Origin of the sequence: Halobacillus campisalis, from assembly GCF_030345335.1 — a bacterium.
In the GTDB taxonomy this organism is placed as follows: Bacteria; Bacillota; Bacilli; order Bacillales; family Halobacillaceae; genus Halobacillus_A; species Halobacillus_A campisalis.
Genome location: NZ_JAPVRC010000001.1, coordinates 337,487 through 363,621, shown reverse-complemented (window position 1 = coordinate 363,621; position 26,135 = coordinate 337,487). Strand labels below are relative to the sequence as shown.

Sequence of the window (26,135 nt, the reverse complement as noted above, 5' to 3'; positions counted from 1 at the left end):
GGAGCAACTTCCATGAAGGCAAAAGACATATTAAAACAAATGACGCCATATAAACCAGGTAAACAAATTGAAGAGGTAAAAAAAGAATATGGTTTAAACCAAATCGTGAAGCTTGCCTCCAACGAAAACCCATTCGGCTTTTCGTCTCAAGTGAAAGATCAGCTTCCAAAATTGATTGCTGAATTAGAAAAATATCCGGATGGCTATGCGGCAGCGTTAAGAACGAAAATGGCTGATTTTATTAACGTTGAGGAAAGCCAACTGATTTTCGGGAATGGATCTGATGAGATTGTCCAAATCATTTGCCGTACTTTTTTAGAAAAAGGTGCTAACACAATTATGGCCGCCCCTACCTTCCCTCAGTATAAGCATAATGCATTAATTGAAGGTGCTGAAGTGAGGGAAATACCACTGGAAGATGGACACCATGACCTTGAGGCAATGCTCGAACAAATTGATGAGAACACACGCGTACTTTGGTTATGTACGCCAAATAACCCTACGGGTGTACATATTCCTAAAAATAAAGTGAAGAATGTGCTGGATCGATGCCCGCCCCATGTATTAGTTGTAATGGATGAAGCTTACTACGAATATATGGAGGCAGATGATACGTTCCAGTCGATTCCTGCACTCGATCAGTATAAAAACTTATTGATATTAAGGACGTTTTCCAAGGCTTATGGACTAGCAGGATTGAGAATCGGTTATGGTGTGGCATCAAGTGAGGTCATATCGACGTTAGAACCGTCAAGGGAGCCCTTTAATACCTCCACGATCGCTCAAGCAGCAGCTATTCTCGCTCTTGATGATCAGACGTTCATTGAAGAGACGACGAACGAAAATATCAAGAATAAGCATGCGTTACTTAGTTTCCTTGAAGAGAACGAGCTGGGATATTATCCGTCCGAAGCGAACTTTGTACTCGTTCATTTACCGATCAGTGGGGATGAGATGTTTGAACATCTGTTGAGTAAGGGCTTTATAGTAAGATCCGGTGAAGCACTGGGGATTCCACATTCGATCCGTCTGACCATCGGAAAAAAAGAAGATATGGAAATCATCCAATCTGAAATCAAAGAAAGGCTGTTAGGTATTCCAAAATGACGCAAACTGTTTTTTTTGTAGGGCTAGGACTTATTGGTGGTTCATTGGCAATGAATGTTGCTCAGCGAGAGGATTGTCACATAATTGGAATGGACCCCGATCCTAAAACAATCGAAATGGCAAAAGTACAGGGGGTCATCCATGAAGCTGCCGATGATTTTGAAGAAGGCTGCCTCAAGGCTGATATTCTTGTACTGGCTACTCCCATATCAATAACAATCGAATATTTACAGCTGTTAAATGGTATTGGTCTTGAAAAACCGCTTCTCGTTACAGATGTATCTTCTGTAAAAAATAAAGTGCTGGAAGCCGCTGAGAAGATTTCAAATTCTTTTGTCACTTTTGTCGGCGGCCATCCTATGGCAGGCTCCCATAAACAAGGCTATTCCGCGGCTAAGCCGCATTTGTTCGAAAACGCTATTTATGTGATGACGCCGTCGGAATCAGCTAATGGAACTGAAGCTCAGCGACTGCAGGAACTTTTCAGCAAAACGAAAGCTCGTTTTCTCACTTTCAGCACGCAGGAACATGATGAAATGACCGCTGTCATATCTCATTTTCCTCATCTGATCGCTTCCTCGCTAGTTCACCAGGCGAAAGAATGGCAGAAAACCCATCCTTTCCTGGAACATTTAGCAGCAGGAGGATTCCGTGATATTACAAGGATCGCTTCAAGTAATCCAAGGCTATGGCAGGATATTTTCTTTCAAAATAGGACGCTCCTCCTGCAAATGCTTGAAGATTGGATTAATGAGATGCAAGACATTAAATCTTTATTAGAGAAAAAAGAAAAACAGTCCACTTATGAATATTTAGTTCAAGCTAAAAATTACAGGGATGGACTGCCTATTAAAGAAAAAGGAGCTATCCCTGCATTTTACGACTTGTATGTAGATATCCATGACCAGCCTGGAGCAATCTATAAGGTTATCCAGCAATTGGCTGAGATTGAGATCAGTATTAAGAACATAGAAATATTAGAAATAAGAGAAGGAATTACAGGTGTTTTGCGCATCAGTTTCTCTACAAGCAGCGAGCAGCACCAAAGCTATCAATTGCTGAACGGCAGAGGATATGAAGTGATGATTGAAGAATAGGGGGTACACACATGAATGAAGTAGAATTACAACCTGTTCCTAACGGGATAAGCGGCAGGATATCTGTTCCAGGTGATAAATCGATTTCCCATAGATCGGTCATATTTTCATCTCTTGCAGAGGGGACGTCCAAAATATCCAACTTTTTGACAGGAGAAGACTGTCTGCGAACTATCCAGGCATTTAGAGAGTTCGGTGTGGAAATTGAGCAGGAAGGGACGGATGTGACAGTTTACGGTAATGGGTTATCTGCCTTAAAGGCTCCGACCAATCCGATTAATTTCGGTAATTCGGGCACGACTGCCCGTCTGATGAGCGGGGTTTTGGCTGCTCTGCCTCTTTTCAGCACTGCTTATGGAGATCCCTCTCTTTCTAAACGTCCTATGGACAGAGTGGTCGTCCCATTATCTGCTATGGGCGCTGAAGTTTATGGCAGAGAGGACGCAAGACTTCTTCCTTTAGCCTTTAATGGGAAGAAGCTGATGGGTACAACTATTGAAATGAATGTAAAAAGTGCCCAAGTTAAATCTGCATTGCTTCTTGCGGGAATGCTTGCAGACGGTGAAACTACGGTGATTGAAAAAGGTACGACACGCAACCATACTGAAATGCTCATGTCCCAATATGGAGTGGATCTTAATCAATCAGGTAACAAGCTGACTATTCCAGGTAACCAACAGCCAAAAGCCTCTGACCTTCGAGTACCTGGGGATATTTCTTCTGCTGCATTCTTTATTGTAGCTGCTGCTATCACTCCAAATAGCGAATTAACCATTGAAAACGTTGGGTTGAACCCGACAAGAAATGGGATTTTGACGGCGCTTGAACAAATGGGAGCATCAATCGAAGTGACGGAGACCGAAAAAATCGGTCATGAGCCTGTAGGTAAAGTTAAAATCAGCTTCAGTGCATTGAAAGCTGTAACCATCGAAGGTGACCTCGTCCCTAATTTAATTGATGAAATTCCTATTCTGGCTTTAGCGGCTACTCAAGCTGAAGGAACTACGGTGATCAAGGATGCAAAAGAGCTGAAAGTCAAGGAAACTGACCGAATAGAAGCTGTAGTAAACAATTTGAATGGAATCGGTGCTCAAGTAGAAGCAACAGAGGATGGAATGATTATTTACGGGCCTACACCATTGTCAGGTGGAAGGTTGCATTCTTATGGAGATCATCGAATCGGTATGATGGGAGCTATCGCCTCATTAATCTCTGAAGCCCCCGTAACAATCAACGATAAGGATTGTATAAATATTTCCTACCCTAACTTTTTTGAACATTTAGAAGAAGTTTGTAAATAACGAATCATACATTAAATTAAGCTCTCATACCATGTAAAAAGCCTTTCAGGAGGTCATCGGTATGGGAGCTTATTCGTTTGCCGAAAAATTTCTTTTTAACGATAGAAATTTTCACTGTCACCTATTCGTGCAATTAAACAAGTTCAGCAAGAATACAAAATCATACGAGAAGGCGGCACAGTATAACATGGACAGGTTCATAATCATTTCAGGCCATGTTATTTCAGATACGCGCTTTCCCTTAAGCCGCTCCCCAACCCCTTTTTAAAAGTCTATGTTAAAGGTCGTTGGTGGTGTTGATAAGAGAGTTATCCAACAATATGTCAGGATACTTTAAGTCTCTGTTTCGAGATAATTAGTAAGTGGATCAGGGCTGCGGGAATGGCTCGCTTTCCGTGGGAGCGCGGTGAGCTTCCTCGGACGTCCCGTCCTGCGGGATCTCACCAAGCACTCTCTTCCCACAGGAGTCTTCACCATTCCCCGCCGCCCTTCACCATAGATGTACTTCTCGAAACTACTTGAACGAAATCATTCTTAATAGCGGTACAATTATCACTAATAACCGTGGAAATACTTTTAGCTTTTAAAACATCCTGCAATTAAGGTAGGTTCCAGCCCCATTAAGTGTAGGTTCTATGGAAATCGAGTGATTTCCCGGACCTTCAAGCACTGTTTTTGGGAGGAAACAGCCCGCTTATCTGGGAACAGAGTCTTCAAGAATAGGGAGCTTATATGAATATTAATACGGAAATTTAAAAAAGCTTTTAAGAAACTTAAAGCGTGCAAAATTAATGGAACATCTATCGTCGAATACCGTTACATTCTTCTGTCAAAACAAGTAGAAATAGTGAGATGAATAACGAAAGGTTTTGGACAATCTTAAGGAACAAGTATGGTATTATTAGGTTATAAATTCAGATGGAGGACGTCTTTTTTAACTAGCGTCCGATATAAGCATTGCCTACAATTCCTCTCTATTCATATTTATGAATAAAAGGTAGGCGAGTTAGTTGATGAAGTTGGGCTTTTCTTATATCATGGGGCTAGTTCAAATGTTCCTTGAGTTGAGAAATCATTTCTGCGATTGAGGAATGGGATGATCACTCATCACAGGGCTGCATAATAAAAAAGTTCCATCGATAACAATTTGTTTAGATGTTGAAAGGAAGTCATTATGGAGGAAATTCATAGAGCGATCCAAGCAATGGAAGCAGATAAAACTGAGGAAGCCTTACAAATTCTACAACAATACTTGCCAGAGGCTGATGAAGAGGAACGCTTTACGATAACAGAGCTTTACATCCAGTGGGGGATGCTGGAAGAAGCCAAAATCATACTTCTTGAGTTGATGCAGCGTTACCCTAAAGAAGCAGAGCTTAAGGTCATGATGTCTGAGATTCACATCGATTTGAATGAAGATGAAGAGGCGATTAACCTTCTCAATGAGTTTACACCAGAAGATGAAGGTTATTTGGAATCCTTACTCCAGCTGGCAGATTTATATCAATCACAAGGTCTGTTCGAAGTAGCTGAGCAGAAGCTGTTGACAGCTAAACAATTGGAGCCGAATGAAGCGGTTATTGATTTTGCTCTAGGCGAATTAGCATTTTCTAACGGGGAATACAATAAGTGCATTCCATTTTACGAGAATGCATTGCATCACCAGCCTGTCATCGCTGATATTGAAGTGGCTACGCGCCTTGCGGAGGCTTATGCTGCTCACGGAGAATTCGAAAAGTCACTGGAGTACTTTGAGAAAGTAGAAGAAGACAATGCAGATGTCATGTTCCGATATGGGTTTGTAGCTTTTCAAGCTATGCGTAATGACATAGCAATTCATGTATGGGAGCGTTTAATTGATGATGACCCGTATTACCAATCGGTTTATCCTCTGTTAGCCCAAGCATATGAATCAGAGGGGATGCCTTCTGAAGCTCTTGAAATGGCAAAAAAAGGTCTGGCTAAAGATGAATATAATAAAGAGTTGTTCCATTTAGCGGGAACTTTATCCCATAAATCAGGTGATAAGGACTCAGGATATAAGTACATGAGAGAGGCTGTTGCCTTAGATCCCGGCTATAAGGAAGCTGTACTCTTTTTAATTGAAAATTATAAAAGTGATGGCGACCAAGAATCCATCATAGAATTAATTAATCAACTTCTATCATTGGGCGAAGAAGACCCTGACTATTTGTTTGAACTCGCCAAAGCGTACGAAGAAGAGGAAGACTACAACCAAGCATTGGTTCACTATCAGAATGCCTATCCTTCCTTAAGAAATGACGATGTCTTTTTGAAAGCTTATGGATATTTCCTTGTTGAAGAAGGAAGAATGGAAGAAGGAAAGAATGTCTTGAAAGAGTACTTGGCCATCGAACCGTCCAATACAGAAGTAGAAGAGTTTATCAGCCGATTAAGCGAAAAGTAATAGCGCAGGAGGGGCGCCTATGGAAACACCGATTTCTGTTAATGAAAAAAAAGAATTTGTCCGTTGGTTCTTAAATCATTATCAACTGAAAAAAAGAGAAAGTGTCTGGATTCTTAATTACTTAATGAATCACGAATCTTTGCTTTCGTACGTGTGTTTCGTGGAAGATGTAAAGTTATGTCCAAGAGGGATGGAGATAACAGCTCAAGGTGTCAAGGATCCGCCATTCCGCTTCTACAAAGGTCAGGTCATGACAAATGATGCGGAAAAGTCGTTCCATGACTTAAGAATGAACCAGGATGAACCGATATACATTCAAATGAATTTCGAGAATGCTCATCAGTGTTCTATGTATGCTTTAGTTCTTGAAGAAAACCCCTATTTACCTAAAGATCATTATGTGAATGATAACGATCGGCAAGAAGCAGACCAATTGCTGTCATCCAGCCTTTTGCTTTTCAAAAAGCAGGAACTTGAAAAACAAATTGATGAAAGTCTCCAGTCTGGAGATCAGCACCGATTCTGTGAACTTGCGAGCTCATTAGGCGAAGTAAATGAAGCGTTGAAGTGTTATCAACTGGAATAGCTAAGAGGAATTTTTCCCTCTTAGCTTTTTTTTTTGTTCAAATCTAGTAGAATAGAATATAAGGAAGGAGGAGGAAGACCATGCAATGGACTAGAAAAGATTTGAGCTTATATATCAAAGAAAAAGAATATATCGATACATTGATCATACCTCTCATCCCTTTTAATCCTGCGTCAGACTCGAATGTAACAAAAGAAGCTTTTCAAAGAGAATTGAATCAATTGTTTACACACTTACTAGAAAAAGAATACCGGGGAAGGATAATAGTGTCACCAGAATACGATTACATAACAGGGTCGAACGAAACAGAAGTTCGGCGTATCAATCAATGGGTGGAAAGCTTTCAATCGCAGCCTCTGTCCCATGTATTTCTGTTTACTTTTGATCCAAAATGGAAAAAATGGGAACAGGAATTAAAGGGGCAGCTCCTTTGGATTCCTAGTATGAATGAAAGAGACTTACATTCATCTGAAACCAAGTCGTTTGTAAAAGAGCAAGTTAGTCAAATTAGTGAACTAATAACGGCTTACTGGTGACTAGGAAAACTTTACCGAGCCTTCTATATTTTATTGACCGCGCTTTAAGATTGCGCTATCATAGTAATGTCCTAGTAAACTGTATGTAATTATTCCATGAGCATGGATTTCAGCATAGAGGGGGGAAAAGAATGAGCGATAAACAAAGAGTATCCCGTCGTCAATTTTTAAACTACACACTCACTGGTGTAGGCGGTTTCATGGCTGCAGGTATGCTGGCGCCAATGGTCAGATTTGCCATTGATCCTGTTTTAAAGCCATCCGCTGCTGGAGATTTTCAATCTGTAGCATCAGTAGATGAAATTACGAATGAACCGCAGAGATTTGAATGGATCGTCGAACAAGTGGACGGTTGGTATGAATCAGAGGTCCAAAAAACGGCATGGGTTTATCGTACAGAGGATGATGAAATCGTTGCCCTTTCACCAATCTGTACGCACTTAGGCTGTACCGTTGACTGGGCTTCTCAAGAAGAGTATCCTGATCAGTTTTACTGTCCATGCCATGCTGGTCGTTATACGAAAGATGGTGTCAATGTTCCGGGAACACCACCGACAGCACCTTTACCTTTGTTCGATCACAAGGTTGAAGAAGGGATGTTATACCTTGGACAAGCACAAGATAGATAGGGGGCGTAATTCATGCTACAAAAAATTTATGATTGGGTCGATGAGCGCGTAGACATCACTCCTTTATGGCGTGACATCGCTGACCACGAAGTACCTGAGCATGTCAATCCGGCCCACCATTTCTCAGCATTCGTTTACTGTTTTGGTGGCTTGACATTCTTCGTTACAGTGATACAGATATTATCGGGCATGTTCTTAACGATGTATTACGTACCTGATATTGAGAACGCTTGGGAATCGGTATACTACCTGCAAAGGGAAGTTGCTTATGGTCAGATCGTCCGCGGTATGCACCACTGGGGAGCAAGTTTAGTAATCGTCATGCTGTTTCTACATACTTTACGAGTCTTTTTCCAAGGCGCCTATAAAAAGCCTAGGGAATTGAATTGGATAGTAGGCGTATTATTATTCTTCGTTATGCTAGGCCTTGGTTTCACAGGGTACTTGCTCCCTTGGGATAACAAAGCTTATTTTGCTACACAAGTAGGACTTGAAATCGCAGCTGCCACACCGATTATTGGAGACAGTATCCGGTCACTTTTAGCAGGGGATCCGACTATCGTTGGAGCCCAAACACTGACTCGTTTCTTTGCGATTCACGTGTTTTTCTTACCTGCAGCATTATTCGGTCTGATGGGTGCTCACTTCGTTTTAATCCGTAAACAAGGAATTTCCGGTCCACTATAAGACGGGATTGATGTAAAGGAGGGAAAGCTGTGCATAGGGGAAAAGGTATGAAGTTTGTCGGTGATTCAAGGATTACCGCCGAGCAAAAAGCCAATTTACCAAAAGATTACTCAGAATACCCTGGTCGAACGGAAGCATTTTGGCCGAACTTCCTGCTGAAAGAATGGCTGGTCGGATCGGTTTTCCTCATTGGTTTCTTAATTTTGACAGCCGCTCACCCTTCACCGCTCGAGCAGCAGGCAGATCCAACCAATGCGGGGTACATTCCATTACCAGACTGGTATTTCTTATTTCTATACCAATTTTTAAAATATCAATATGCCGGCGGTGACTTTATCGTTTTTGGTGCTTTGGTAGCACCGGGTATCGCGTTTGGAGCCCTTTTACTTGCGCCGTTCCTAGATCGAGGACCTGAACGTCGGCCTACTAAACGTCCAATCGCTGTTGGACTGATGATGCTTGGCTTTATTGCTACTTTCTGGCTTACGTATGAATCTGTCTCTGAAGTGGATTATGCAGAGCGCGGAGAAGAGTATGGGGTCAGTATAGAAGCTGAAGAAGTAGAAATCGATACTGAGGCCGCAGGTTACGAAATTTACGAACAAAACTGTGCGAGTTGTCACGGAGGTAATCTGGAAGGTACAGGAAGCTATCCAGCTTTACTGGATACTCAGTTACCGGCAGATCAAATTAAAAAAATTGCACAAGAAGGTATCGGCGAAATGCCGGCTGGAATTTTCGAAGGATCTGAGGAAGAACTTGATGCTTTAGCCGCATTTGTAACAAACCCTACGGGAGAAGAAGAGGGTTCTGAAGGCGGAGAAGAAGAAGGTTCTAGCGATGAAGGATCCGAGGAAGAAGGTTCTGAAGAAGGCTCAAGCGAAGAGTCTGAAGGAGAATCCGAATAAGTATAACATGGAATTTTTAATAATGAGCCGTGCTCTTCCTTTTAGAGCGCGGCTCATTTATTCTAGGGAGGCCTTTTTATGAAAACAATCATCCCTTACATACTGAACCATCGCACATTTTTAATCGTACTTTTTATCATCAATCTATTCGGTACAATATATGGGTATATTTGGTATGAGAGCCAGCTTTCTATCACAGAACCGATTTACTTAATTTTTGTACCCGACAGCCCGACCGCGAGTTTGTTTTTTACGATATTTTTAGCGTTTTACTTGTTTAAGAAGAACGTTCCCTATATCGAAGCGCTCGCTATGATTACTTTGTTGAAATACGGCATATGGGCAGTCGTTATGAATGGTCTGACTTTATTAGAATACGGCCAATTACCGTGGACTGGCTATATGCTTGTAATTTCTCACGGAGCGATGGCAGTGCAGGGGTTACTGTATGCGCCTTACTACAAAATCCGAATGAGACATATCTTGGTCGCAGCTATATGGACATTGCACAATGACGTCATAGACTATGTGTTTGAGCAAATGCCCATCTACTCAGCTATTATGGAGCATATGAATGAAATCGGCTATTTCACTTTTTGGCTGAGTATCTTCTGTATCTGTGTTTGTTATTATCTTACGAGGAATAACAGCCATTCGGTCTAATCTCTATCTCTTTTTCATACACTGTCTATAAGATAGAATTTGAAGGAGAGAGTGACCATGGGACGAGCTATTGCTGTTATTTTCCTATTGTTATCAGGACTTTTTTTCATAAGTAATAGTTGGATATTTGCCAGTGAAAAAAACGATACGTTGGATCCCTTCATCAGTCAATATGAATATTTGCTCCAAGATCAAAAGGTTGAGCTGGCTACAAAAATGCTGAATAATCGATATAGTGAATTGGAAAGCTATTTTGAAGGGGAGTCTGAAGCCCAGATTGATACCCTCAATCGGCTAGTACAGAATACAATCGAAGACCCTTATCAACATGCTGATACATTTATTCTTTTTGTAGAAGCAGGGGTAGATCCTGAACCTGAAAAATACCTTCTGAACAAGGTTGATGAACTGAAAGTGTTAGTAGAAAATGCTGAAACTTCTCCTTCTTTAGTTACGGAGAAATGGGCAAACCTGGAACCTGCGATGTCCCATTATTTTAAAGGAGAGTCTGTAAATAGCATCACTTCAAAAATGGATCTGTATGTTAACAATCCAACTGCAGGCACACAGCAATCTTTAGTCAGAGACTTAGACCATCTAATACTGGAAGAAGACGAATCACTTACCTACGATGCTTTCATTTGGACAGCTATAATTATTGGCAGCACTATCCTTCTGACACTGGTGTATGTAGGATATAGAAAATATAGAGCAGAAAAAGAAGAAACTCAAGTTAAACAAAAACTAAATAGTTGATTTATTTTATTATTTTGACTAAAATTGACCTATACACGTAGTACACATCTAAGATGGAGGAATGAAAATGGAATTACTTCTGTACTTTGCGATTATTTTGATTGTGCCTATATGGGCCTCTTCAAAAGTAAAAAGTACGTATAAGAAATATTCAAAAGTGGCGACTTCTTCTGGTATGACCGGGGCAGAAGTGGCTAGAAAAATACTGAATGATAATGGAATTTATGATGTTAAAATCGAAGAAACAAAAGGTATGCTTTCAGACCACTACGACCCGAGGAAAAAAGTCATTAGACTTTCTTCTGATAACTTCCATGGCCGTTCAATGGCTGCCGCAGCTGTTTCAGCTCACGAAGTGGGTCATGCGATTCAGGATGCTGAAGAGTATGCTTTCTTAAAATTCCGCAGTGCTTTAGTACCGCTGGCAAGCTTTGGTTCTAACACGTCCATCTTTTTGATTATTGGCGGTATGCTATTACAAATGTCTGGCTTACTGCTTCTTGGTATCGTGTTTTTCGCCTTTGCGGTATTATTCCAGTTTGTAACCCTTCCAGTAGAATTTGATGCTTCGAATCGAGCAATGGGGCAGCTTGTTTCTACCGGGGTCATTCGTAATGATGAAGAACGAAAAACTAAAAAAGTACTGAATGCTGCGGCATTGACATATGTAGCAGGTGCGCTTGTCGCATTAGCAGAACTAATGAGGTTCATCTTCATTTTTACTCAACAGGATTAAATATGTAAAATCCCTCTTGATGACAATCAAGAGGGATTTTTTTTATCATTTGACTTTGTTAAATTGTACTTCCACATCAGTTATCTTGAAGACTCAAATTCGAGGTCTTTCTTAAATTAAAGCCTTTATATGATAAAAAAACCCTGGCTTACCAACCACCCCTGATTCTTCAACAAATCATAGCTAATCATCTAAAGGCATTTTATTTTCATCTAACGTAAAGCCTTCTCCTACTACATCATGGACATGGCTTATGGCCACGAATGCATGGGGATCTATCTGTTCAATAATATTCTTAAGTCGTACAATTTCATTTTTAGCTATAACGCAGTAAAGGACATCACGGCTGCTCCCGGTAAAGGAACCCCTTCCTTGTAATACTGTTACTCCCCGATCCATTTCTTTCATGATCGAAGTGGAAATTTGTTCACTTTTTTCAGATATAACCGTCGTTCCTCTTGCTGCATAAGCTCCTTCTTGAATGAAATCAATGACACGTGCTCCAATGAATACAGCAACTAGAGTGTACATTCCTTTAATGTGGTCGAGGTAGGTAATGATCGAAGTGAAAATAACGAGGGCATCAAATAAAAACATGGCACGCCCCATACTCCAGCCCAAATATTTATTCATCAGACGAGCTATAATATCTACTCCTCCGGTTGTTCCACCATACCTGAATATGATTCCGAGTCCTACCCCTATAAACACCCCGGCGAATAACGAAGCTAACGTCAAATCCGAAGCCAAATCGATTTCTATCAAATATATTTGAGAAATACGAATAAAGACTGAAACCGCAAGAATACCGATAAGCGAATAATAAAACGTTGTGCGCCCTAAAGTCTTCCATCCCACAATTAGAACAGGGATGTTTAAGACGATGTTCATTAATGCAGGATCTAAATTGAATAAATAAAGAAGAAGCAAGGTGATTCCTGTAAAGCCGCCTTCACCTAACTCATTTTGAATGTTAAAGTGAACAAGACCGAATGAAAAAATAGCAGAACCTACAAGAATGAAAAAGATATTTTTGATTTTTAAATTAAACACTTTCAAACTTAGTCACCTCCGTAATTAATGTCACGGCTTCCATTATAAAGTTTTACCTATGAACCCACAATGTGTATAGTTCTAATAATTTGTCAAATAGCCGCCTTTTGGCTACCATTACAATAGGAGAAGCTAATTGCGAGGAGTTTTGATAATGAATTACAATACGAAAGACATTCAAAATAGAGTGGATCGTTACATATCACAATTTAAAGAAGGGTATTTCTCCCCTTTAAGTATGCAGGCGCGGTTAACGGAAGAGGTTGGAGAGCTAGCCAGAGAAATTAACCACAGGTACGGAGAAAAACCTAAAAAATCCACTGAAGAGGATAAAGCTTTGGAAGAAGAATTGGGAGACGTGCTTTTTGTGCTTACCTGCTTCGCAAACTCACTAAATTTGGATTTATCAGAGGCATTCGAACAATCTATGAGTAAAATTGAAACAAGAGATAAAAATCGCTGGACACGAAAAGGAAAAGAAGGAGAGAAAGACGATGAATAAGATTAGTTGTATCGTAGCAGGACCAAGAGGGAAAATGGGAAGCGAAGCTCTTCGAATGATTGAAAAGGACGATACGCTCGAGCTCGCAGCATGTATCGATCGGAAACACGAAGGGGAGCGCGTACAGGACATCGATGGGCTTCCTTCAATGGGAGCTATAATATATACGGACGCTGAAATATGTATGCAAGAAGTTGAGGCTGATGTTTTAATTGACCTTACTACGCCGGAATACGGCTATAAGCATACTAAGCTCGCTCTTGAAAATGGCATAAGACCAGTCGTAGGTACGACAGGTTTTTCTGATGATCAACTATCTGAGCTTAGACAGTTGGCAGAAACGAAACAGCTTGGCGCAGTTATCGCACCTAATTTTGCTGTAGGTGCCGTATTGATGATGCAGTTTTCCAAATGGGCATCCAAACATTTCCCTGACGTTGAGATCATTGAAAAACATCACGATCAGAAACTGGACGCTCCCTCGGGTACGGCTGCTAAAACAGCACAGCTGATTCAGGAAGAGAGAGAAGAACATAAGCAAGGTCATGAAAATGAAAAAGAGACTATAGAAGGCGCGAGAGGTGCTAATTATGATGGGATGAGAATCCATAGTGTTCGTCTCCCTGGTCTAGTCGCGCATCAGGAAGTGATTTTCGGTGGTCTTGGGCAAACTTTAACGATCAAACATGATTCTTATCATAGAGAGTCATTCATGTCAGGCGTGAAATTGGCTGCAACAGAAGTAATGAACCTCGACGTATTAGTTTATGGACTCGAACATTTATTGGATTAGGAAAGTTATAAGTTGTTGTTGAATTTTCATAAGAGAGGTACCCATTAATTCTGCCGGATTGGTGAAGACTCGATTCTAAGATGTTTTGTGACAGGAAGCTTACCGTCTTCCTCGCGGTAAGCGAGCGTTTTTCAAGACCCAATCTCCAAGCAAAATTAACGAAACCGATCTTTAAGGAAGCTATGAACTCGGGAATTTAACAGAGGTATTGAATTAAGGAGGATCTCAATGAATATCGCTTTAATTGCGCACGATAAGAAAAAGCCGGAAATCATAACGTTCACGACCGCGTATCAAAATATACTGGAAAAACACCAGTTGTTTGCGACAGGAACGACAGGCAAAAAAATAGCCGATGCGACAGGACTATCGATTATACGTTTTCAATCTGGACCTTTGGGCGGCGACCAGCAAATTGGTTCTAAAATTGCTGATGATCAAATGGATATGGTGATCTTTTTCCGTGATCCATTGACCGCTCAGCCGCATGAGCCGGATATTACAGCTTTATTAAGGCTGTGTGATGTTCATCAAATCCCTGTTGCCACCAATTTGGCAGGGGCAGAAATCATGATCCGCGCCCTGGACCGCGGAGATTTTAATTGGAGAAAAGTTGCAAAAGATGAGAGAAATCAGGTGGAATAGGTATGGCTAAAATTGGAATCACATGTTACCCGACTGTCGGTGGTTCGGGCGTCATCGCGACAGAACTTGGAAAGCTTTTAGCTGAGAAGGGTCACGAGATACATTTTATCACCACTCAGCTACCCTTCCGGTTGAACCGGGTATATCCCAATATCTTTTATCATGAAGTAGAGGTCAGTAATTACCCTGTGTTTCAGCATCCTCCTTACGACCTCTCACTGGCTAATAAAATGGCTGAAGTGATTAATCGGGAAGAGCTTGATATCCTGCATGTGCACTATGCTATGCCCCATGCAGTATTAGCGATTCTTGCTAAACAGATGAGTGACAGGGATATAAAAATTGTCACGACTTTACATGGAACAGATATTACGGTGCTTGGAATCGATTCGAGTTTGAAGCAGATGATCAAATTCGCAATAGATCAGTCCGACCGGGTGACGGCTGTTTCTGAAAGTTTAGTGAGCCAAACGAGAGAACAGCTGGAAACGGTAAAACCAATTGACGTCATATACAATTTTGTAGACGAACGTCAATATTTTCGAAATCCCAATGCTCAATTAAAAAAAGAATATAAAATCAAAGAAGAAGAAAAAGTGATCATTCATGTTTCCAATTTCAGAAGAGTCAAACGTGTCACAGATGTCATTCAAGTGTTTGCCAAAGTCAGGGAGGAGGTACCAAGTAAGCTCCTGCTGATAGGCGACGGCCCTGAGTATTCTATGTGTTATCAGCTTGTAAAAAAGTTGAATTTAGAAAACCACGTTCTTTTCTTAGGAAAACAAGAAAATGTCAACGAGCTTCTTGCGATATCGGATTTGAAGCTTCTTTTATCTGAGAAAGAAAGCTTTGGATTAGTGCTATTAGAAGCGATGGCCTGTGGTGTGCCTTGTATCGGTACTAGAGTCGGAGGTATTCCTGAGGTCATCGATCACGGGGAGACAGGATATATAGCTGAGCTTGGAGATATCGATGAAATTTCAAACTACGCTATTTCTCTGCTCAGTGATGAAAAAGTTTTGCATCAGTTTTCTATACAAGCAGAGCAGGTAGTAAAGGAAAAATTCGCTTCGCAAACGATATTACGTCAATATGAACAACTTTATGGTCAGGTGATCCAGTATGATGAAGCCTAATCTCAAACATGCTTTTGAAATCATCCATAATATCGAGCAAAAGGGAGGAAGAGCTCATATTGTAGGCGGTGCCGTTCGGGATGCTTTTCTAGACCGACCATTAGGGGACATTGATTTAGCTAGTTCTTTTTCTCCTGACCAAGTGATGCAAGCGTTTGATAAAGTGATTCCTGTTGGAGCAGAGCATGGTACAGTGATTATCCGCTATAAAGGTGAATCTTATGAAATTACTACTTATCGTTCGGAGACTGAGTATGCTGATTATCGTCACCCTGATCAAGTGGAGTTTATAGATAGTATAGAGGATGACCTGGCGAGAAGAGACTTTACGATCAACGCTATGGCTTTTAATTCCGCTGCTGAGCTCATCGATCCATATGGCGGGAAAACGGACTTGGAGCGTAAGATCATACGCGCTGTCGGAGTTCCAGAAGAGCGTTTTAAGGAGGACCCTTTACGCATCTTGAGAGCATTACGTTTCGCGAGTCAGCTTCGGTTCAATTTAGACGAACATCTTTTACAGGCTATCAGGGTGTGCGCTCCTTTGTTACGATATATTTCAGTTGAAAGGAAGGCCGTTGAATTTGAGAAGCTATTAGCAGGGGTAGGGTATAAGCGTATATTACCCTTATGCTTTTCTTTGAAAATTGGCAGCTTCCTCCCCATCTTCAATAAAGAATTAAGCTTACTTAAAAAGCTTCCGGCCTATAATCTAAGAAACATGGCGGAAGTAATTACATTCTATCTAATGCAAGGATCTGCTTTCACAGTGCATGATTGGGTCAAAGAATGGAAGTTATCCAATCGTGTTAAACACGAAGCCCTTCATCTGTATGACGCTGTCAAAGCAATCAGCTTTGGGACTGAGGATTACGATTGGATTTTATACCAGCTTCCAGCGCATTTACAGGTTCATTTAATTAGTGTAGCTAAAGCGCTTGATTGGAAAATAGACGAAAGTCAGCTTGCGATCCGTTACGAAAAACTTCCGATCAAGTCAAAAAAAGAATTATCGTTTCAAGCGGAGGATCTTATTCAGGCTTTTCCTGGTAGTGAAAAAGGCAGATGGATAGGGGACAGTTTACAACGTATCGAAAAGGCGGTCGTGTTAAAGAAAATCGCTAATGAATATCAAGCAATAAAGGAATGGGTACACTCATGGAATCGACACGAAATCGACTCATAAAACTATTGAATCAGGAAGATAATTATATTTCTGGGCAGCAGCTGTCTGATCATCTTAATATTTCTCGCACTGCGGTATGGAAGCATATGAAAGAATTGGAGAAAGACGGATACGAAGTGGAAGCAGTGCAAAGGAAAGGGTACAGAATCATCGCATCTCCTGATAAAACAAGTGAAAACACTATTCACTGGGGATTGAGCACGAGTTGGATAGGCCACCAACTGCATCATTACGAAGAAGTCGATTCGACGCAGGATATCGTCCACCAGCTGGCGAAGCAAGGTAAACCGCACGGAACCGTAGTCGTTGCAGATGAGCAGATTAAAGGGAAAGGAAGAATGTCCAGGCCGTGGCACTCCCCTAAAGGCAAAGGAATTTGGATGAGTATTTTACTGCGTCCTGAATTATCGCCAGTACAAGCACCCCAAATTACTTTACTTGCAGCTACGGTTTTGGCAAAAGTAATTACTTCTCAATCGCAGCTGATCCCCTTTATCAAATGGCCGAACGATATTTTGATTAATCATAAGAAGGTATCCGGAATTTTGACCGAAATGCAAGCTGAGCACGATCAAATTCAGTATGTCGCCATTGGTATCGGAATAAATCTCAATCAATCTGCCGAAGAGATTCCAGTGGATATAAGGCATAAAGCCTCTTCCTTAAGGGCAGAATCAAAGGAAGAATGGAATATCACTTCAACGATCCAGGAGATATTGAAGCAGTTTGAATCAACCTATGATCAATACGCTGCTGAAGGTTTCAATTATGTAAAAGAAATCTGGGAAACGTACGGGTATAAAATTGGAGAAAAGGTTACCATCTCAACGATGAGACGGACATGGGAGGCGACCCTTGTAGGGATCGAGCCTGATGGTGCTTTAATAGCAAGAGACAGTGAAGGGAAGAGAGAGAAATTGTATTCTGCTGAGATTCAGTGGGGAGAAGGAGGATATGATGCTAAATAAGACGAAGCTCAGCCAAATGAAAGCTGATGGGGATAAAATCACAATGCTTACCGCATATGACTACCCTTCTGCTAAAATAGCTGAACAAGCAGGTACTGAGATGATATTAGTAGGAGATAGTCTAGGGATGGTCGTTCTTGGTTATGACTCCACGATTCCTGTTACGGTAAGCGACATGATCCATCACGGGAAGGCAGTAAGAAGAGGTGCGAAGAATACGTTTGTCGTCGTAGATATGCCTTTTATGTCTTACCATATTTCGATCGAAGAATCTTTGAAAAATGCAAGGGAAATTTTCCAAGCAACCGAAGCACAAGCTCTGAAGGTAGAAGGAGCAGGTGAAGTTTTACATACGATCGAGAAACTGACGTATGCCGGCATTCCTGTAGTTGGACACCTGGGATTGACTCCACAATCTGTTCATGTACTGGGAGGGTATAAAGTTCAGGGGAAAGATGAAAGAGCTGCACGGCAGATGCTTGAAGATGCCAAAAGCATAGAAGAAGCTGGAGCTGTCGCTTTAGTACTTGAATGCATCCCTAAAGAGCTGGCTCAGCTAATTTCTGAACAACTCGAAATCCCGACCATTGGGATCGGTGCTGGAGCAGAAGTCGATGGACAAGTTCTCGTCTACCATGATATTTTAAAATATGGTGTAGATAGACTTCCTAAATTTGTGAAGTCTTACATGGATAGTCATACCAATATGTTAGAAGCGGTGGAGTCTTACGTAAGTGAAGTGAAGTCTGGAGCATTCCCTGAAACGAAGCACACTTTTACGATGAACCCTGATTTCCTTCCTAAATAACGGGGGTGCATGATTTATGGACGTTTTTAATTCTATCAATGATGTGAAAGCAAAAATATCAAGTAAAAAACTATCTGGACAAACGGTTGGCTTTGTACCGACCATGGGGTTTTTGCATGAAGGACATTTGAAACTTATCGACCAGGCGAAGGAAGAGAACGACGTTGTAGTTCTAAGTATTTTTGTTAATCCCCTTCAGTTCGGTGAAAACGAGGACTTAGATGCCTATCCGAGAGATGAAGAACGAGATTTGACTTTAGCAGAACAGCATGGAGTCGACTTGGTTTTCTTTCCGACAACTGAAACGATGTATCCTCAGCCTTTATCATTAAATATTTCCGTGGTAAGAAGAGGCGATGTATTATGTGGAAAAAGCAGGCCGGGACATTTTGAAGGTGTCGTTACCATCCTTACGAAACTGTTCAACATCTGTCAGCCCGACCGCGCATACTTCGGCAGGAAAGATGCTCAGCAAGTAGCAGTAGTGGACGCTTTGATCGAGGATTTCAATTTTCCGATCGAGTTAGTCGCCGTCGATACGGTGCGTGAGGCTGACGGGCTTGCTAAAAGCAGCCGTAATGTAAACTTATCGGATAAGGAAAGAGAAGAGGCGCCGTCTATTCAGGAAGCGCTGCAATATGGAAAAGAGCTAATTGAACGAGGGAAAGATCTCCCTGCTGCCGTGCTGCAAAAAACTAGACAGTTTCTTGAAAATAAGACTCGTGGTAAAATAGACTATATTGAGTTATTATCTTACCCTGAACTTGAACCATTAGAGAAAATCGATCGTCAAGTTATACTTGCTATCGCTGTTTTTTATGAGAGAGCAAGGTTGATAGACAATGTTATCTTAAATGAAGCAAGTCTCGATAAGGGTAATTGATCAAGGAGGATACATCATGTTTCGAACAATGATGAAAGCTAAGATCCATCGAGCTCGCGTAACAGAGGCCAATTTAAACTACGTGGGCAGTATAACGATTGATCAAGACTTATTAGAGATGGTAGACATTTTACCTCATGAAAAAGTACAGATTGTTAATAATAATAACGGAGCACGTCTCGAGACTTATGTGATTGCAGGAGAAAGAGGCAGTGGAGTAGTATGCCTCAATGGAGCCGCAGCCCGGCTTGTCCAGCCTGATGATGTCATTATCATCGTCTCCTATGCTATGGTGAGCAAAGAAGAGTTGGGAGAATTTAAGCCGAAGATCGCAATTATGGATGAGAATAATAAAGTAAGAGAGATTATAGAAGAAGAGCCTCCGCTGACTGCGATGACTCTATAAAGAAGTGGCTCGTCTTTGGATTCACGCTGAGCATAATAATCCATTGCCGAGAAGCGTTTTGAATATGGTAGTGAGCAAGAGTGAGGATCTTTGCCAATTGTTAGGGCAAGGTCCTTGCTTTATGTTGGGGAAGTGTTAAAGGAGGGGAAGGCATGGCTACTTTTGCCGTAGTAGATTTAGAAACAACCGGAAATGCATCATCTAAGAAAGATCGTATTATAGAAATAGGAATAGTAGTGCTTAAAGATAGTCGGGTGGTGAAGGAATTCTCCAGTCTGGTCTACCCTGAAAGGGATATCCCTCCGTTTATCACATCTCTGACAGGAATAGACGATGAGGACGTTTCCCATGCTCCTCTGTTTTCGGAAATAGCTGAGGAAGTCTATGGGTTATTTAAGAATGCATACATAGTTGCACATAATATAGAATTCGATTTAGGGTTCTTAAACGCAGAATTGAATGCTTGTGGTTTTTCCTCCTTAAATAATCAAATAATCGATACAGTAGAATTGGCCAGAGTTCTGATACCGACGTCACCCAGCTTCAAATTGGGCAGGATTTCTGAGGCTCTTAACTTTGGTCATGATCGTCCGCACCGTGCGTTATCAGACGCACAAGTGACTGGCGAATTGCTCATCTATCTACTTGATTCGCTTTACAAGTTACCGGAGCGGACACTTACCCATCTCTTAAAAGTCACGTCAAAGCTGAAGAGCGGCTTTCGGGAATTTATCGAGGAAGCTTTAAACCGAGTGAGATACCGTGCAGATCAAGAAGAAGAGTATACTCTTTGGCATGGAATTGCTGTTAGAAAATTACCTTCCGCCCATACCGACGGTTTTGAAATATCAGAGAATTATGAGGAGTGGCTGGAAAATCTATACGAGGGGGAGGAGGGATTCAAGCGCTCCATGCTCGATTTTGAACAAAGAGAAGGCCAGAGGAAAATGTCCGACCTCGTGCATCAATCATTGACAGAACGTCGCCATGCTCTGCTTGAAGCGGGAGCAGGAACCGGCAAGTCGCTGGCTTACTTGGTTTCTGCCTTGTACTATTCGATCAAAAACCAGCAGAGAATAGTGGTATCGACACATACGACTTCCCTTCAGAATCAATTGCTCAAAGATGAGGTACCTAAAATTGCCGAGGCTTTAGATCAACCGGTGAAGGCTGAGTTGTTCAAGGGACGCAGTCACTACATTTCACTCGTTCATTTCAGTTATGAATTGGAAAATTCTGTCCATGATAATTACGATGAAGCTTTGGCTAAATCAATGATTCTTGTTTGGCTTACACAGACGACGACAGGTGATATAGACGAAATCCAGCTCCCTTCTAATGGTCAGCAATTTTGGCACAAGGTTTCAGCAGAACAGTCCAAAAAAGCCGTACAGTTGAAATCTGAAGCATCTTATTTTGAATGGGCTGAGAAGAAAGCATCTCAAGCAAACATTATCATTACGAATCATTCCATACTTTGTTTAGATCTGATTAGTTCAGAAAAACACCTTCCGCCTTACGATAAAATCATCATCGATGAAGGGCACCAGTTAGAGTCTGTAGCCAGTCGATATTTCGGAATTCGTTTGAATTATAAGGAACTGCAAAGACAGCTTTCTCAAATGGGCGAACAGTTTTCTGAAAGATATTTCAAAGAAGGCGGCACGGCTTTCATGCAGCTGCTCGATCGTCATCGTCAAGCAATTGATAAAGCTAAAGATGAGTTGAATCAATTAATGAGATACCTTTACCAGGGAATAAGAAAAAGCCGTCAGGCCGGCAAATCAAAAAGTGACATAGGAAGAATCCAGTATTCTTTGGAAGATGAAAAAGATAAGCGCCTGCTAGAAACAGCAGAAGAAATGACGAATCGATTTCTTTCTAACATTTCATCTATCAAAAGGCTGATGCTATCGATGAAGGATCAGCTCCTGCCAGCTGCCAGAAGTTCCAGCAGTAAAGAGCCTGCGATCCTTTTGAATCGTTTAGATCACTCCATCATGATTTGCGAAAAAATTGAAAATCAGCTGTATTCTTATTTTAGTCCACTAGAAGCAAATGAGAACGAAGCGAAGTGGATTGAAATCGAAGGGGAAGGACCTAACCATTCCTTATACATGTTCAGCGAACCTGTCCAATTGAATCAGATACTGAGAGAGCGTTTGTTTTCAAGCAAACAAAGTGTGATCGTTACAAGCGCGACCTTGACTACGAATCGTTCTTTTAATTTTATAAAGGGCTCTCTCGGTATTACAAACGATAACAGATTGATCGAAGAGAACATTCCATCTCCCTATTCTTTTGATCAAAATGTAAAATTAATGGTGCCGAATGATTTTCCTAATGTGAGAGATAACCAGGAGGAATTTATTTATTCAGTCAGTGAGGCTATTTACTCAATGGCCCATATCACAAAAGGCAGGATGCTCGTTTTATTCACTTCTTACGATATGCTGAAGAAAACTTACTATCTACTGAAGGAATTGATTAACCCTGAAGAGTATATGATATTTGGTCAAGGAGTCTCAAGCGGCAGCAGGGATCGGTTGAAAAAGAACTTCCAGGCATTTGACCAGTCGATTCTCCTTGGAACAAGCTCTTTCTGGGAAGGGGTAGATATTCCCGGAGATGATTTATCTTGTCTGGTCATCGTAAGACTGCCGTTTCAGCCGCCTGGACAGCCTGTGCAGTCTAAGAGGGAGCAATTAGTAAGACAGCTAGGGAAAAATCCGTTCATGGAATACTCTCTACCTGAAGCAATTATCCGTTTCAGACAGGGGTTCGGCCGTCTCATACGTTCTAGTACAGATCGTGGTATAGTGTTTATATGTGATCAACGGATCATTGAATCCAGCTACGGTAAATACTTCCTCTCGTCGATACCGGATATACCTGTCACACATGAATCGACGAATAAATTGATAAAACAGATGGAAGATTGGCTGTAAAAGCACAGTGAAGGATTAAATTTCTTTTCATTCCTGTTATAATAATACAAGTATTTACCGAGTAGGAGCCAAATCAATAGTTGGGAGAAATGTGCAATGGCAAATAAAATTGAAACTCTTTCTACCGTACGAGTTCAGAAAACAGACGATCTTTATAAAATTGTAGATACTCTGAACCGTACGCTGAAGGAAGAAAACTTAATGTTTGGAATGGCTTTAGATGAAGATGATCGAGACACAGCCGTCTTCACGATTTACCGTACCTAAGTGGGTGCGGTGGGTTCTAGTTACCCTCGGTGTATTACTAATCATATTTATAGGTGTATTGACCTGGATGTATCTCCATATAGAAGACAGCAGGACAAGTCAATTTGCCGAAGCAAGTAATTTTGCAGAATCAGAAGGGCTGTTGACCGATGTGAAAGAAGTGGCGCGTTATAATGGGGAATTCCCTGTTTATATAGCTTTTGGAGAAAATTCCGACGGTGTAGAGACCTATGTATTCATCAATCTTGCTGAAAAAGAAGAGATGACGAGCATCCCGAAGGAAGATATGATTAGTGAAAGCACGGCCGTAGCCAATGGTGCTCAGTGTACTGGCTGTGAATTCATCGATGTTCAATTGGCTTATGAAGAAAACCGCCCGGTATGGGAAGTAACGTATACAGATGAAAGCAGCCGCTATGTTTTTGAATACTTAGATGTTGAGAATGGTGAAGAAGTTCAACGATTCGCTTTTCGACAAACACAATCATGATAAGGAGTGACGAAATTGGATTTAGCACAGCGAGTAAAATCCCTAACCCCATCAAGTACGTTAGCAATCACAGCAAAAGCGAAAGAATTAAAAGCGGAAGGTCATGATGTTATTGGCTTGGGAGCTGGTGAACCCGATTTTAATACTCCCGCTCACATAATTGAAGCTGCAAAACGATCAATGGATGAAGGTCAGACGAAGTACACACCTGCTGGAGGTATTCCAGATTTGAAACAAGCGATAATTCGTAAAATGGACAGAGATCAAGGCTTGTCTTACGGTCAAGACCAGGTAATTGTGACGACGGGAGCAAAGCATGCACTATTTACCCTGTTTCAGGTTTTACTGAACAAAGACGATGAAGTCATCGTACCTGCTCCATACTGGGTCAGTTACCCTGAGCAAATCAAACTGGCTGAAGGCCGTCCGATCATTGTTGAAACTGAGGAAGAGCAGCAATTCAAATTAACACCGGAGAAGTTGAAGCAGTCCATTACGGAAAAGACAAAAGCGGTTATTATTAATTCGCCAAGCAATCCGACAGGGATGATGTACTCTAAAGAGGAACTGCAGGCATTAGGTGAAGTCTGTATCGAACACGACCTGTTAATCGTTTCTGATGAAATTTATGAGAAGCTGATTTACACGAGTGAACCCCATGTTTCAATCGCACAGCTCTCTGATGATCTTTACGAGCAAACCGTCGTTATCAATGGTGTTTCCAAATCCCATTCGATGACAGGTTGGAGAATCGGTTATGCACTAGGGAGAAGGGATATTATTAAAGCTATGACGAACATGGCGTCCCATTCTACTTCGAATCCTACGTCCATCGCCCAATACGGAGCCTTGGCTGCCTATGAGGGTTCTAATGAACAGGTGGAAGAAATGAGAAACGCTTTTAAAGACCGCTTAAATCAGCTGCATGGCTGGTTAGTGGATATCCCTGGTGTTTATTGTGAAAAACCTAAGGGTGCTTTTTATCTTTTCCCGAATGTGAAAGAAGCCTCATCGTCTTGTGGATTCGACGAAGTAGATGGCTTTGTCACAGCTTTATTGGATGAAGAAAAAGTGGCTCTAGTTCCGGGTTCAGGATTTGGTTCTCCTGATAATGTGCGTCTTTCGTATGCCACGTCTTTAGATCAATTAGAAGAAGCATCGAAGCGGATCAAACGTTTTATCGAAAAACATCAATCTTAACGTTAAGTTGGAGGTAGAAACATTGAAAACAACGATTGCTGAAGTATCTAAACATGTAGGAGAAGAAGTAACGATAGGAGCCTGGCTCCAGAACAAGCGTTCCAGCGGAAAGATCGCTTTTCTACAATTACGAGATGGTACAGGATTCATGCAGGGAGTAGCTGTAAAAGCAGAATTAGGCGATGAAAAGTTTCAGGAAGCAAAAGCTCTTACACAGGAATCATCTTTGTATGTAACAGGTGTGATCGTCGAAGACACTCGGTCTTCCTTTGGATACGAGATGCAGGTAAGCGGATTTGAAATCATACAGGAAGCAAAGGACTATCCGATTACACCGAAAGAACACGGAACAGAATTCCTGATGGACCATCGTCACTTATGGCTGCGTTCAAGAAAACAACATGCAGTAATGAAAATTAGAAATGAAATCATACGTGCAACCTACGAGTTTTTCAACGTGAATGGTTATGTGAAAATTGATCCTCCAATATTAACTGGCTCTTCTGCGGAAGGTTCTACCGAGCTTTTCCATACGAAGTATTTCGATGAAGATGCATACTTGTCTCAAAGCGGCCAGCTTTATATGGAAGCGGCTGCTATGGCTTTTGGGAAAGTATTCAGCTTCGGCCCAACATTTCGAGCAGAAAAATCCAAAACTCGACGTCATTTGATTGAGTTCTGGATGATTGAGCCGGAAATGGCATTCATGAATCATGAAGACAGTTTGGAAGTTCAAGAGCAATATGTATCTCATGTCGTACAAGCTGTTTTAGATAACTGCCGATTAGATTTAGAGGCACTTGAACGGGATACTTCGGTATTAGAAAAAATCAAAGCCCCTTTCCCTCGCATCAGCTACGATGATGCAGTGTCGTTTTTGAAAGAGAAAGGCTTTGATGATATAGAGTGGGGAGAAGACTTTGGTGCTCCTCATGAAACGGCGATTGCAGAAAGCTATGATAAGCCTGTTTTCATTACAAATTACCCGGCTGAAATCAAGGCTTTTTATATGAAACCGGATCCTGACCGCCCAGAGGTCGTGCTCTGTGCTGACTTAATAGCACCAGAAGGGTATGGAGAAATTATTGGAGGTTCACAGCGTATCGATGACCTTGAGCTGATGCGCCAAAGATACGAGGAGCATGGTTTGACTGGAGATGCCTATCAGTGGTACCTGCAGCTGCGTGAATATGGCAGCGTCCCTCACTCTGGTTTTGGGCTAGGTTTAGAACGAACGGTTGCCTGGCTCTCTGGAGTAGAGCATGTACGCGAAACTATTCCTTTCCCAAGGCTGTTAAACCGCTTATATCCATAATCATTCGATAGCTAGAGGGAAAACACCGATTCCAATTTTTATCGGTGTTTTCCTTATTTAACAACCAAGAATGAGGTGATCATTATCGCTGACTACCAAAA

General features: G+C 41.5%; 27 protein-coding genes. 26 read left to right on the top strand and 1 reads right to left on the bottom strand.

Going from position 1 to position 26,135, the window contains the following annotated elements; translation table 11 throughout:
* Positions 1–12 precede the first annotated feature (12 nt).
* The 12 genes from hisC to O2Q26_RS01730 all read left to right on the top strand — a co-directional run bounded on the left by hisC (position 13) and on the right by O2Q26_RS01730 (position 11,434).
* Positions 13–1,107 (top strand): histidinol-phosphate transaminase, encoded by a 1,095-nt coding sequence (gene hisC, locus O2Q26_RS01785; protein WP_289214304.1) that lies wholly within the window; start codon positions 13–15, stop codon positions 1,105–1,107.
* On the top strand, positions 1,104–2,204 hold the full coding sequence (locus O2Q26_RS01780; protein WP_289214303.1) for a prephenate dehydrogenase: 1,101 nt from the start codon (positions 1,104–1,106) through the stop codon (positions 2,202–2,204). The genes hisC and O2Q26_RS01780 overlap by 4 nt, the downstream gene beginning before the upstream one ends.
* An 11-nt stretch (positions 2,205–2,215) precedes the next feature.
* Positions 2,216–3,505 (top strand): 3-phosphoshikimate 1-carboxyvinyltransferase, encoded by a 1,290-nt coding sequence (aroA, locus tag O2Q26_RS01775; RefSeq protein WP_289214302.1) that lies wholly within the window; start codon positions 2,216–2,218, stop codon positions 3,503–3,505.
* Between the two features lie 1,174 nt (positions 3,506–4,679).
* Positions 4,680–5,933, top strand: a complete 1,254-nt coding sequence (locus O2Q26_RS01770; protein WP_253934683.1) for a tetratricopeptide repeat protein — start codon at positions 4,680–4,682, stop codon at positions 5,931–5,933.
* A gap of 19 nt (positions 5,934–5,952) precedes the next feature.
* On the top strand, positions 5,953–6,519 hold the full coding sequence (locus O2Q26_RS01765) for a ReoY family proteolytic degradation factor (protein WP_253934684.1): 567 nt from the start codon (positions 5,953–5,955) through the stop codon (positions 6,517–6,519).
* Between the two features lie 80 nt (positions 6,520–6,599).
* Positions 6,600–7,055 carry a DUF2487 family protein gene (locus tag O2Q26_RS01760; RefSeq protein WP_289214301.1) on the top strand — a complete coding sequence of 152 codons (456 nt, stop codon included), beginning with the start codon at positions 6,600–6,602 and terminating at the stop codon, positions 7,053–7,055.
* Positions 7,056–7,186: 131 nt separating this feature from the next.
* Positions 7,187–7,684 (top strand): QcrA and Rieske domain-containing protein, encoded by a 498-nt coding sequence (locus tag O2Q26_RS01755; protein ID WP_289214300.1) that lies wholly within the window; start codon positions 7,187–7,189, stop codon positions 7,682–7,684.
* A 12-nt stretch (positions 7,685–7,696) separates the two neighbouring features.
* Entirely contained in the window at positions 7,697–8,371 is a 675-nt protein-coding gene (gene qcrB / locus O2Q26_RS01750; RefSeq protein ID WP_253934687.1) for a menaquinol-cytochrome c reductase cytochrome b subunit, read from the top strand.
* Positions 8,372–8,400: 29 nt separating this feature from the next.
* Positions 8,401–9,279 carry a menaquinol-cytochrome c reductase cytochrome b/c subunit gene (locus tag O2Q26_RS01745; RefSeq protein ID WP_289214299.1) on the top strand — a complete coding sequence of 293 codons (879 nt, stop codon included), beginning with the start codon at positions 8,401–8,403 and terminating at the stop codon, positions 9,277–9,279.
* A gap of 78 nt (positions 9,280–9,357) precedes the next feature.
* Positions 9,358–9,942: a lipoprotein heptaprenylglyceryl N-acetyltransferase LhaT gene (gene lhaT / locus O2Q26_RS01740; protein ID WP_289214298.1), complete on the top strand. Its 585-nt coding sequence runs from the start codon at positions 9,358–9,360 to the stop codon at positions 9,940–9,942.
* 57 nt (positions 9,943–9,999) lie between these two features.
* Positions 10,000–10,698, top strand: coding sequence for a sporulation protein YpjB (locus O2Q26_RS01735; RefSeq protein ID WP_289214297.1), 699 nt, complete (start codon positions 10,000–10,002; stop codon positions 10,696–10,698).
* A gap of 67 nt (positions 10,699–10,765) precedes the next feature.
* Positions 10,766–11,434, top strand: coding sequence for a zinc metallopeptidase (locus O2Q26_RS01730; protein ID WP_253934691.1), 669 nt, complete (start codon positions 10,766–10,768; stop codon positions 11,432–11,434).
* 183 nt (positions 11,435–11,617) lie between these two features.
* Here O2Q26_RS01730 and O2Q26_RS01725 read toward each other — a convergent pair whose 3' ends face one another.
* Positions 11,618–12,487: a YitT family protein gene (locus O2Q26_RS01725; protein WP_289214730.1), complete on the bottom strand. Its 870-nt coding sequence runs from the start codon at positions 12,485–12,487 to the stop codon at positions 11,618–11,620.
* A gap of 154 nt (positions 12,488–12,641) precedes the next feature.
* Here O2Q26_RS01725 and O2Q26_RS01720 point away from each other — a divergent pair, with 154 nt between their 5' ends.
* From O2Q26_RS01720 to asnS, 14 genes are all read left to right on the top strand, one after another.
* Positions 12,642–12,989, top strand: coding sequence for a nucleotide pyrophosphohydrolase (locus O2Q26_RS01720; protein WP_289214296.1), 348 nt, complete (start codon positions 12,642–12,644; stop codon positions 12,987–12,989).
* Positions 12,982–13,782 (top strand): 4-hydroxy-tetrahydrodipicolinate reductase, encoded by an 801-nt coding sequence (gene dapB / locus O2Q26_RS01715; RefSeq protein WP_289214295.1) that lies wholly within the window; start codon positions 12,982–12,984, stop codon positions 13,780–13,782. The genes O2Q26_RS01720 and dapB overlap by 8 nt, the downstream gene beginning before the upstream one ends.
* Positions 13,783–14,010: 228 nt before the next feature.
* Positions 14,011–14,427, top strand: coding sequence for a methylglyoxal synthase (mgsA, locus tag O2Q26_RS01710; protein ID WP_289214294.1), 417 nt, complete (start codon positions 14,011–14,013; stop codon positions 14,425–14,427).
* Positions 14,428–14,429: 2 nt separating this feature from the next.
* Positions 14,430–15,563, top strand: a complete 1,134-nt coding sequence (gene bshA, locus O2Q26_RS01705) for an N-acetyl-alpha-D-glucosaminyl L-malate synthase BshA (protein ID WP_289214293.1) — start codon at positions 14,430–14,432, stop codon at positions 15,561–15,563.
* Positions 15,550–16,749: a CCA tRNA nucleotidyltransferase gene (locus O2Q26_RS01700; protein WP_289214292.1), complete on the top strand. Its 1,200-nt coding sequence runs from the start codon at positions 15,550–15,552 to the stop codon at positions 16,747–16,749. Before bshA ends, O2Q26_RS01700 begins: the two co-directional genes overlap by 14 nt.
* Positions 16,722–17,717: a biotin--[acetyl-CoA-carboxylase] ligase gene (locus O2Q26_RS01695; RefSeq protein WP_289214291.1), complete on the top strand. Its 996-nt coding sequence runs from the start codon at positions 16,722–16,724 to the stop codon at positions 17,715–17,717. The genes O2Q26_RS01700 and O2Q26_RS01695 overlap by 28 nt, the downstream gene beginning before the upstream one ends.
* Positions 17,707–18,525: a 3-methyl-2-oxobutanoate hydroxymethyltransferase gene (panB, locus tag O2Q26_RS01690; protein WP_289214729.1), complete on the top strand. Its 819-nt coding sequence runs from the start codon at positions 17,707–17,709 to the stop codon at positions 18,523–18,525. Before O2Q26_RS01695 ends, panB begins: the two co-directional genes overlap by 11 nt.
* Before the next feature lie 16 nt (positions 18,526–18,541).
* The gene (panC, locus tag O2Q26_RS01685; protein ID WP_289214290.1) at positions 18,542–19,408 is read left to right on the top strand and encodes a pantoate--beta-alanine ligase; all 867 of its coding nucleotides are present in this window, start codon (positions 18,542–18,544) and stop codon (positions 19,406–19,408) included.
* A 16-nt stretch (positions 19,409–19,424) separates the two neighbouring features.
* Positions 19,425–19,814, top strand: coding sequence for an aspartate 1-decarboxylase (gene panD, locus O2Q26_RS01680; RefSeq protein WP_253934700.1), 390 nt, complete (start codon positions 19,425–19,427; stop codon positions 19,812–19,814).
* 152 nt (positions 19,815–19,966) lie between these two features.
* A complete protein-coding gene (gene dinG, locus O2Q26_RS01675; protein WP_289214289.1) occupies positions 19,967–22,762 on the top strand; it encodes an ATP-dependent DNA helicase DinG in 2,796 nt (931 codons plus the stop codon).
* Between the two features lie 96 nt (positions 22,763–22,858).
* Positions 22,859–23,029 (top strand): YpmA family protein, encoded by a 171-nt coding sequence (locus O2Q26_RS01670; RefSeq protein ID WP_253934702.1) that lies wholly within the window; start codon positions 22,859–22,861, stop codon positions 23,027–23,029.
* Positions 22,983–23,519: a cell wall elongation regulator TseB-like domain-containing protein gene (locus O2Q26_RS01665; protein ID WP_289214288.1), complete on the top strand. Its 537-nt coding sequence runs from the start codon at positions 22,983–22,985 to the stop codon at positions 23,517–23,519. The genes O2Q26_RS01670 and O2Q26_RS01665 overlap by 47 nt, the downstream gene beginning before the upstream one ends.
* Positions 23,520–23,534: 15 nt before the next feature.
* The gene (locus O2Q26_RS01660) at positions 23,535–24,719 is read left to right on the top strand and encodes a pyridoxal phosphate-dependent aminotransferase (protein WP_289214287.1); all 1,185 of its coding nucleotides are present in this window, start codon (positions 23,535–23,537) and stop codon (positions 24,717–24,719) included.
* A 22-nt stretch (positions 24,720–24,741) separates the two neighbouring features.
* Positions 24,742–26,034 (top strand): asparagine--tRNA ligase, encoded by a 1,293-nt coding sequence (gene asnS, locus O2Q26_RS01655; RefSeq protein WP_289214286.1) that lies wholly within the window; start codon positions 24,742–24,744, stop codon positions 26,032–26,034.
* Positions 26,035–26,135: the final 101 nt, after the last annotated feature.

Excerpts from the sequence above, each read along its gene's own strand:
- hisC (WP_289214304.1), top strand. The coding sequence starts at position 13 with ATGAAGGCAAAAGACATATTAAAACAAATGACGCCATATAAACCAGGT.
- O2Q26_RS01780 (WP_289214303.1), top strand. The coding sequence starts at position 1,104 with ATGACGCAAACTGTTTTTTTTGTAGGGCTAGGACTTATTGGTGGTTCA.
- aroA (WP_289214302.1), top strand. The coding sequence starts at position 2,216 with ATGAATGAAGTAGAATTACAACCTGTTCCTAACGGGATAAGCGGCAGG.
- O2Q26_RS01770 (WP_253934683.1), top strand. The coding sequence starts at position 4,680 with ATGGAGGAAATTCATAGAGCGATCCAAGCAATGGAAGCAGATAAAACT.
- O2Q26_RS01765 (WP_253934684.1), top strand. The coding sequence starts at position 5,953 with ATGGAAACACCGATTTCTGTTAATGAAAAAAAAGAATTTGTCCGTTGG.
- O2Q26_RS01760 (WP_289214301.1), top strand. The coding sequence starts at position 6,600 with ATGCAATGGACTAGAAAAGATTTGAGCTTATATATCAAAGAAAAAGAA.
- O2Q26_RS01755 (WP_289214300.1), top strand. The coding sequence starts at position 7,187 with ATGAGCGATAAACAAAGAGTATCCCGTCGTCAATTTTTAAACTACACA.
- qcrB (WP_253934687.1), top strand. The coding sequence starts at position 7,697 with ATGCTACAAAAAATTTATGATTGGGTCGATGAGCGCGTAGACATCACT.
- lhaT (WP_289214298.1), top strand. The coding sequence starts at position 9,358 with ATGAAAACAATCATCCCTTACATACTGAACCATCGCACATTTTTAATC.
- O2Q26_RS01735 (WP_289214297.1), top strand. The coding sequence starts at position 10,000 with ATGGGACGAGCTATTGCTGTTATTTTCCTATTGTTATCAGGACTTTTT.
- O2Q26_RS01730 (WP_253934691.1), top strand. The coding sequence starts at position 10,766 with ATGGAATTACTTCTGTACTTTGCGATTATTTTGATTGTGCCTATATGG.
- O2Q26_RS01720 (WP_289214296.1), top strand. The coding sequence starts at position 12,642 with ATGAATTACAATACGAAAGACATTCAAAATAGAGTGGATCGTTACATA.
- dapB (WP_289214295.1), top strand. The coding sequence starts at position 12,982 with ATGAATAAGATTAGTTGTATCGTAGCAGGACCAAGAGGGAAAATGGGA.
- mgsA (WP_289214294.1), top strand. The coding sequence starts at position 14,011 with ATGAATATCGCTTTAATTGCGCACGATAAGAAAAAGCCGGAAATCATA.
- bshA (WP_289214293.1), top strand. The coding sequence starts at position 14,430 with ATGGCTAAAATTGGAATCACATGTTACCCGACTGTCGGTGGTTCGGGC.
- O2Q26_RS01700 (WP_289214292.1), top strand. The coding sequence starts at position 15,550 with ATGATGAAGCCTAATCTCAAACATGCTTTTGAAATCATCCATAATATC.
- O2Q26_RS01695 (WP_289214291.1), top strand. The coding sequence starts at position 16,722 with ATGGAATCGACACGAAATCGACTCATAAAACTATTGAATCAGGAAGAT.
- panB (WP_289214729.1), top strand. The coding sequence starts at position 17,707 with ATGCTAAATAAGACGAAGCTCAGCCAAATGAAAGCTGATGGGGATAAA.
- panC (WP_289214290.1), top strand. The coding sequence starts at position 18,542 with ATGGACGTTTTTAATTCTATCAATGATGTGAAAGCAAAAATATCAAGT.
- panD (WP_253934700.1), top strand. The coding sequence starts at position 19,425 with ATGTTTCGAACAATGATGAAAGCTAAGATCCATCGAGCTCGCGTAACA.
- dinG (WP_289214289.1), top strand. The coding sequence starts at position 19,967 with ATGGCTACTTTTGCCGTAGTAGATTTAGAAACAACCGGAAATGCATCA.
- O2Q26_RS01670 (WP_253934702.1), top strand. The coding sequence starts at position 22,859 with ATGGCAAATAAAATTGAAACTCTTTCTACCGTACGAGTTCAGAAAACA.
- O2Q26_RS01665 (WP_289214288.1), top strand. The coding sequence starts at position 22,983 with ATGAAGATGATCGAGACACAGCCGTCTTCACGATTTACCGTACCTAAG.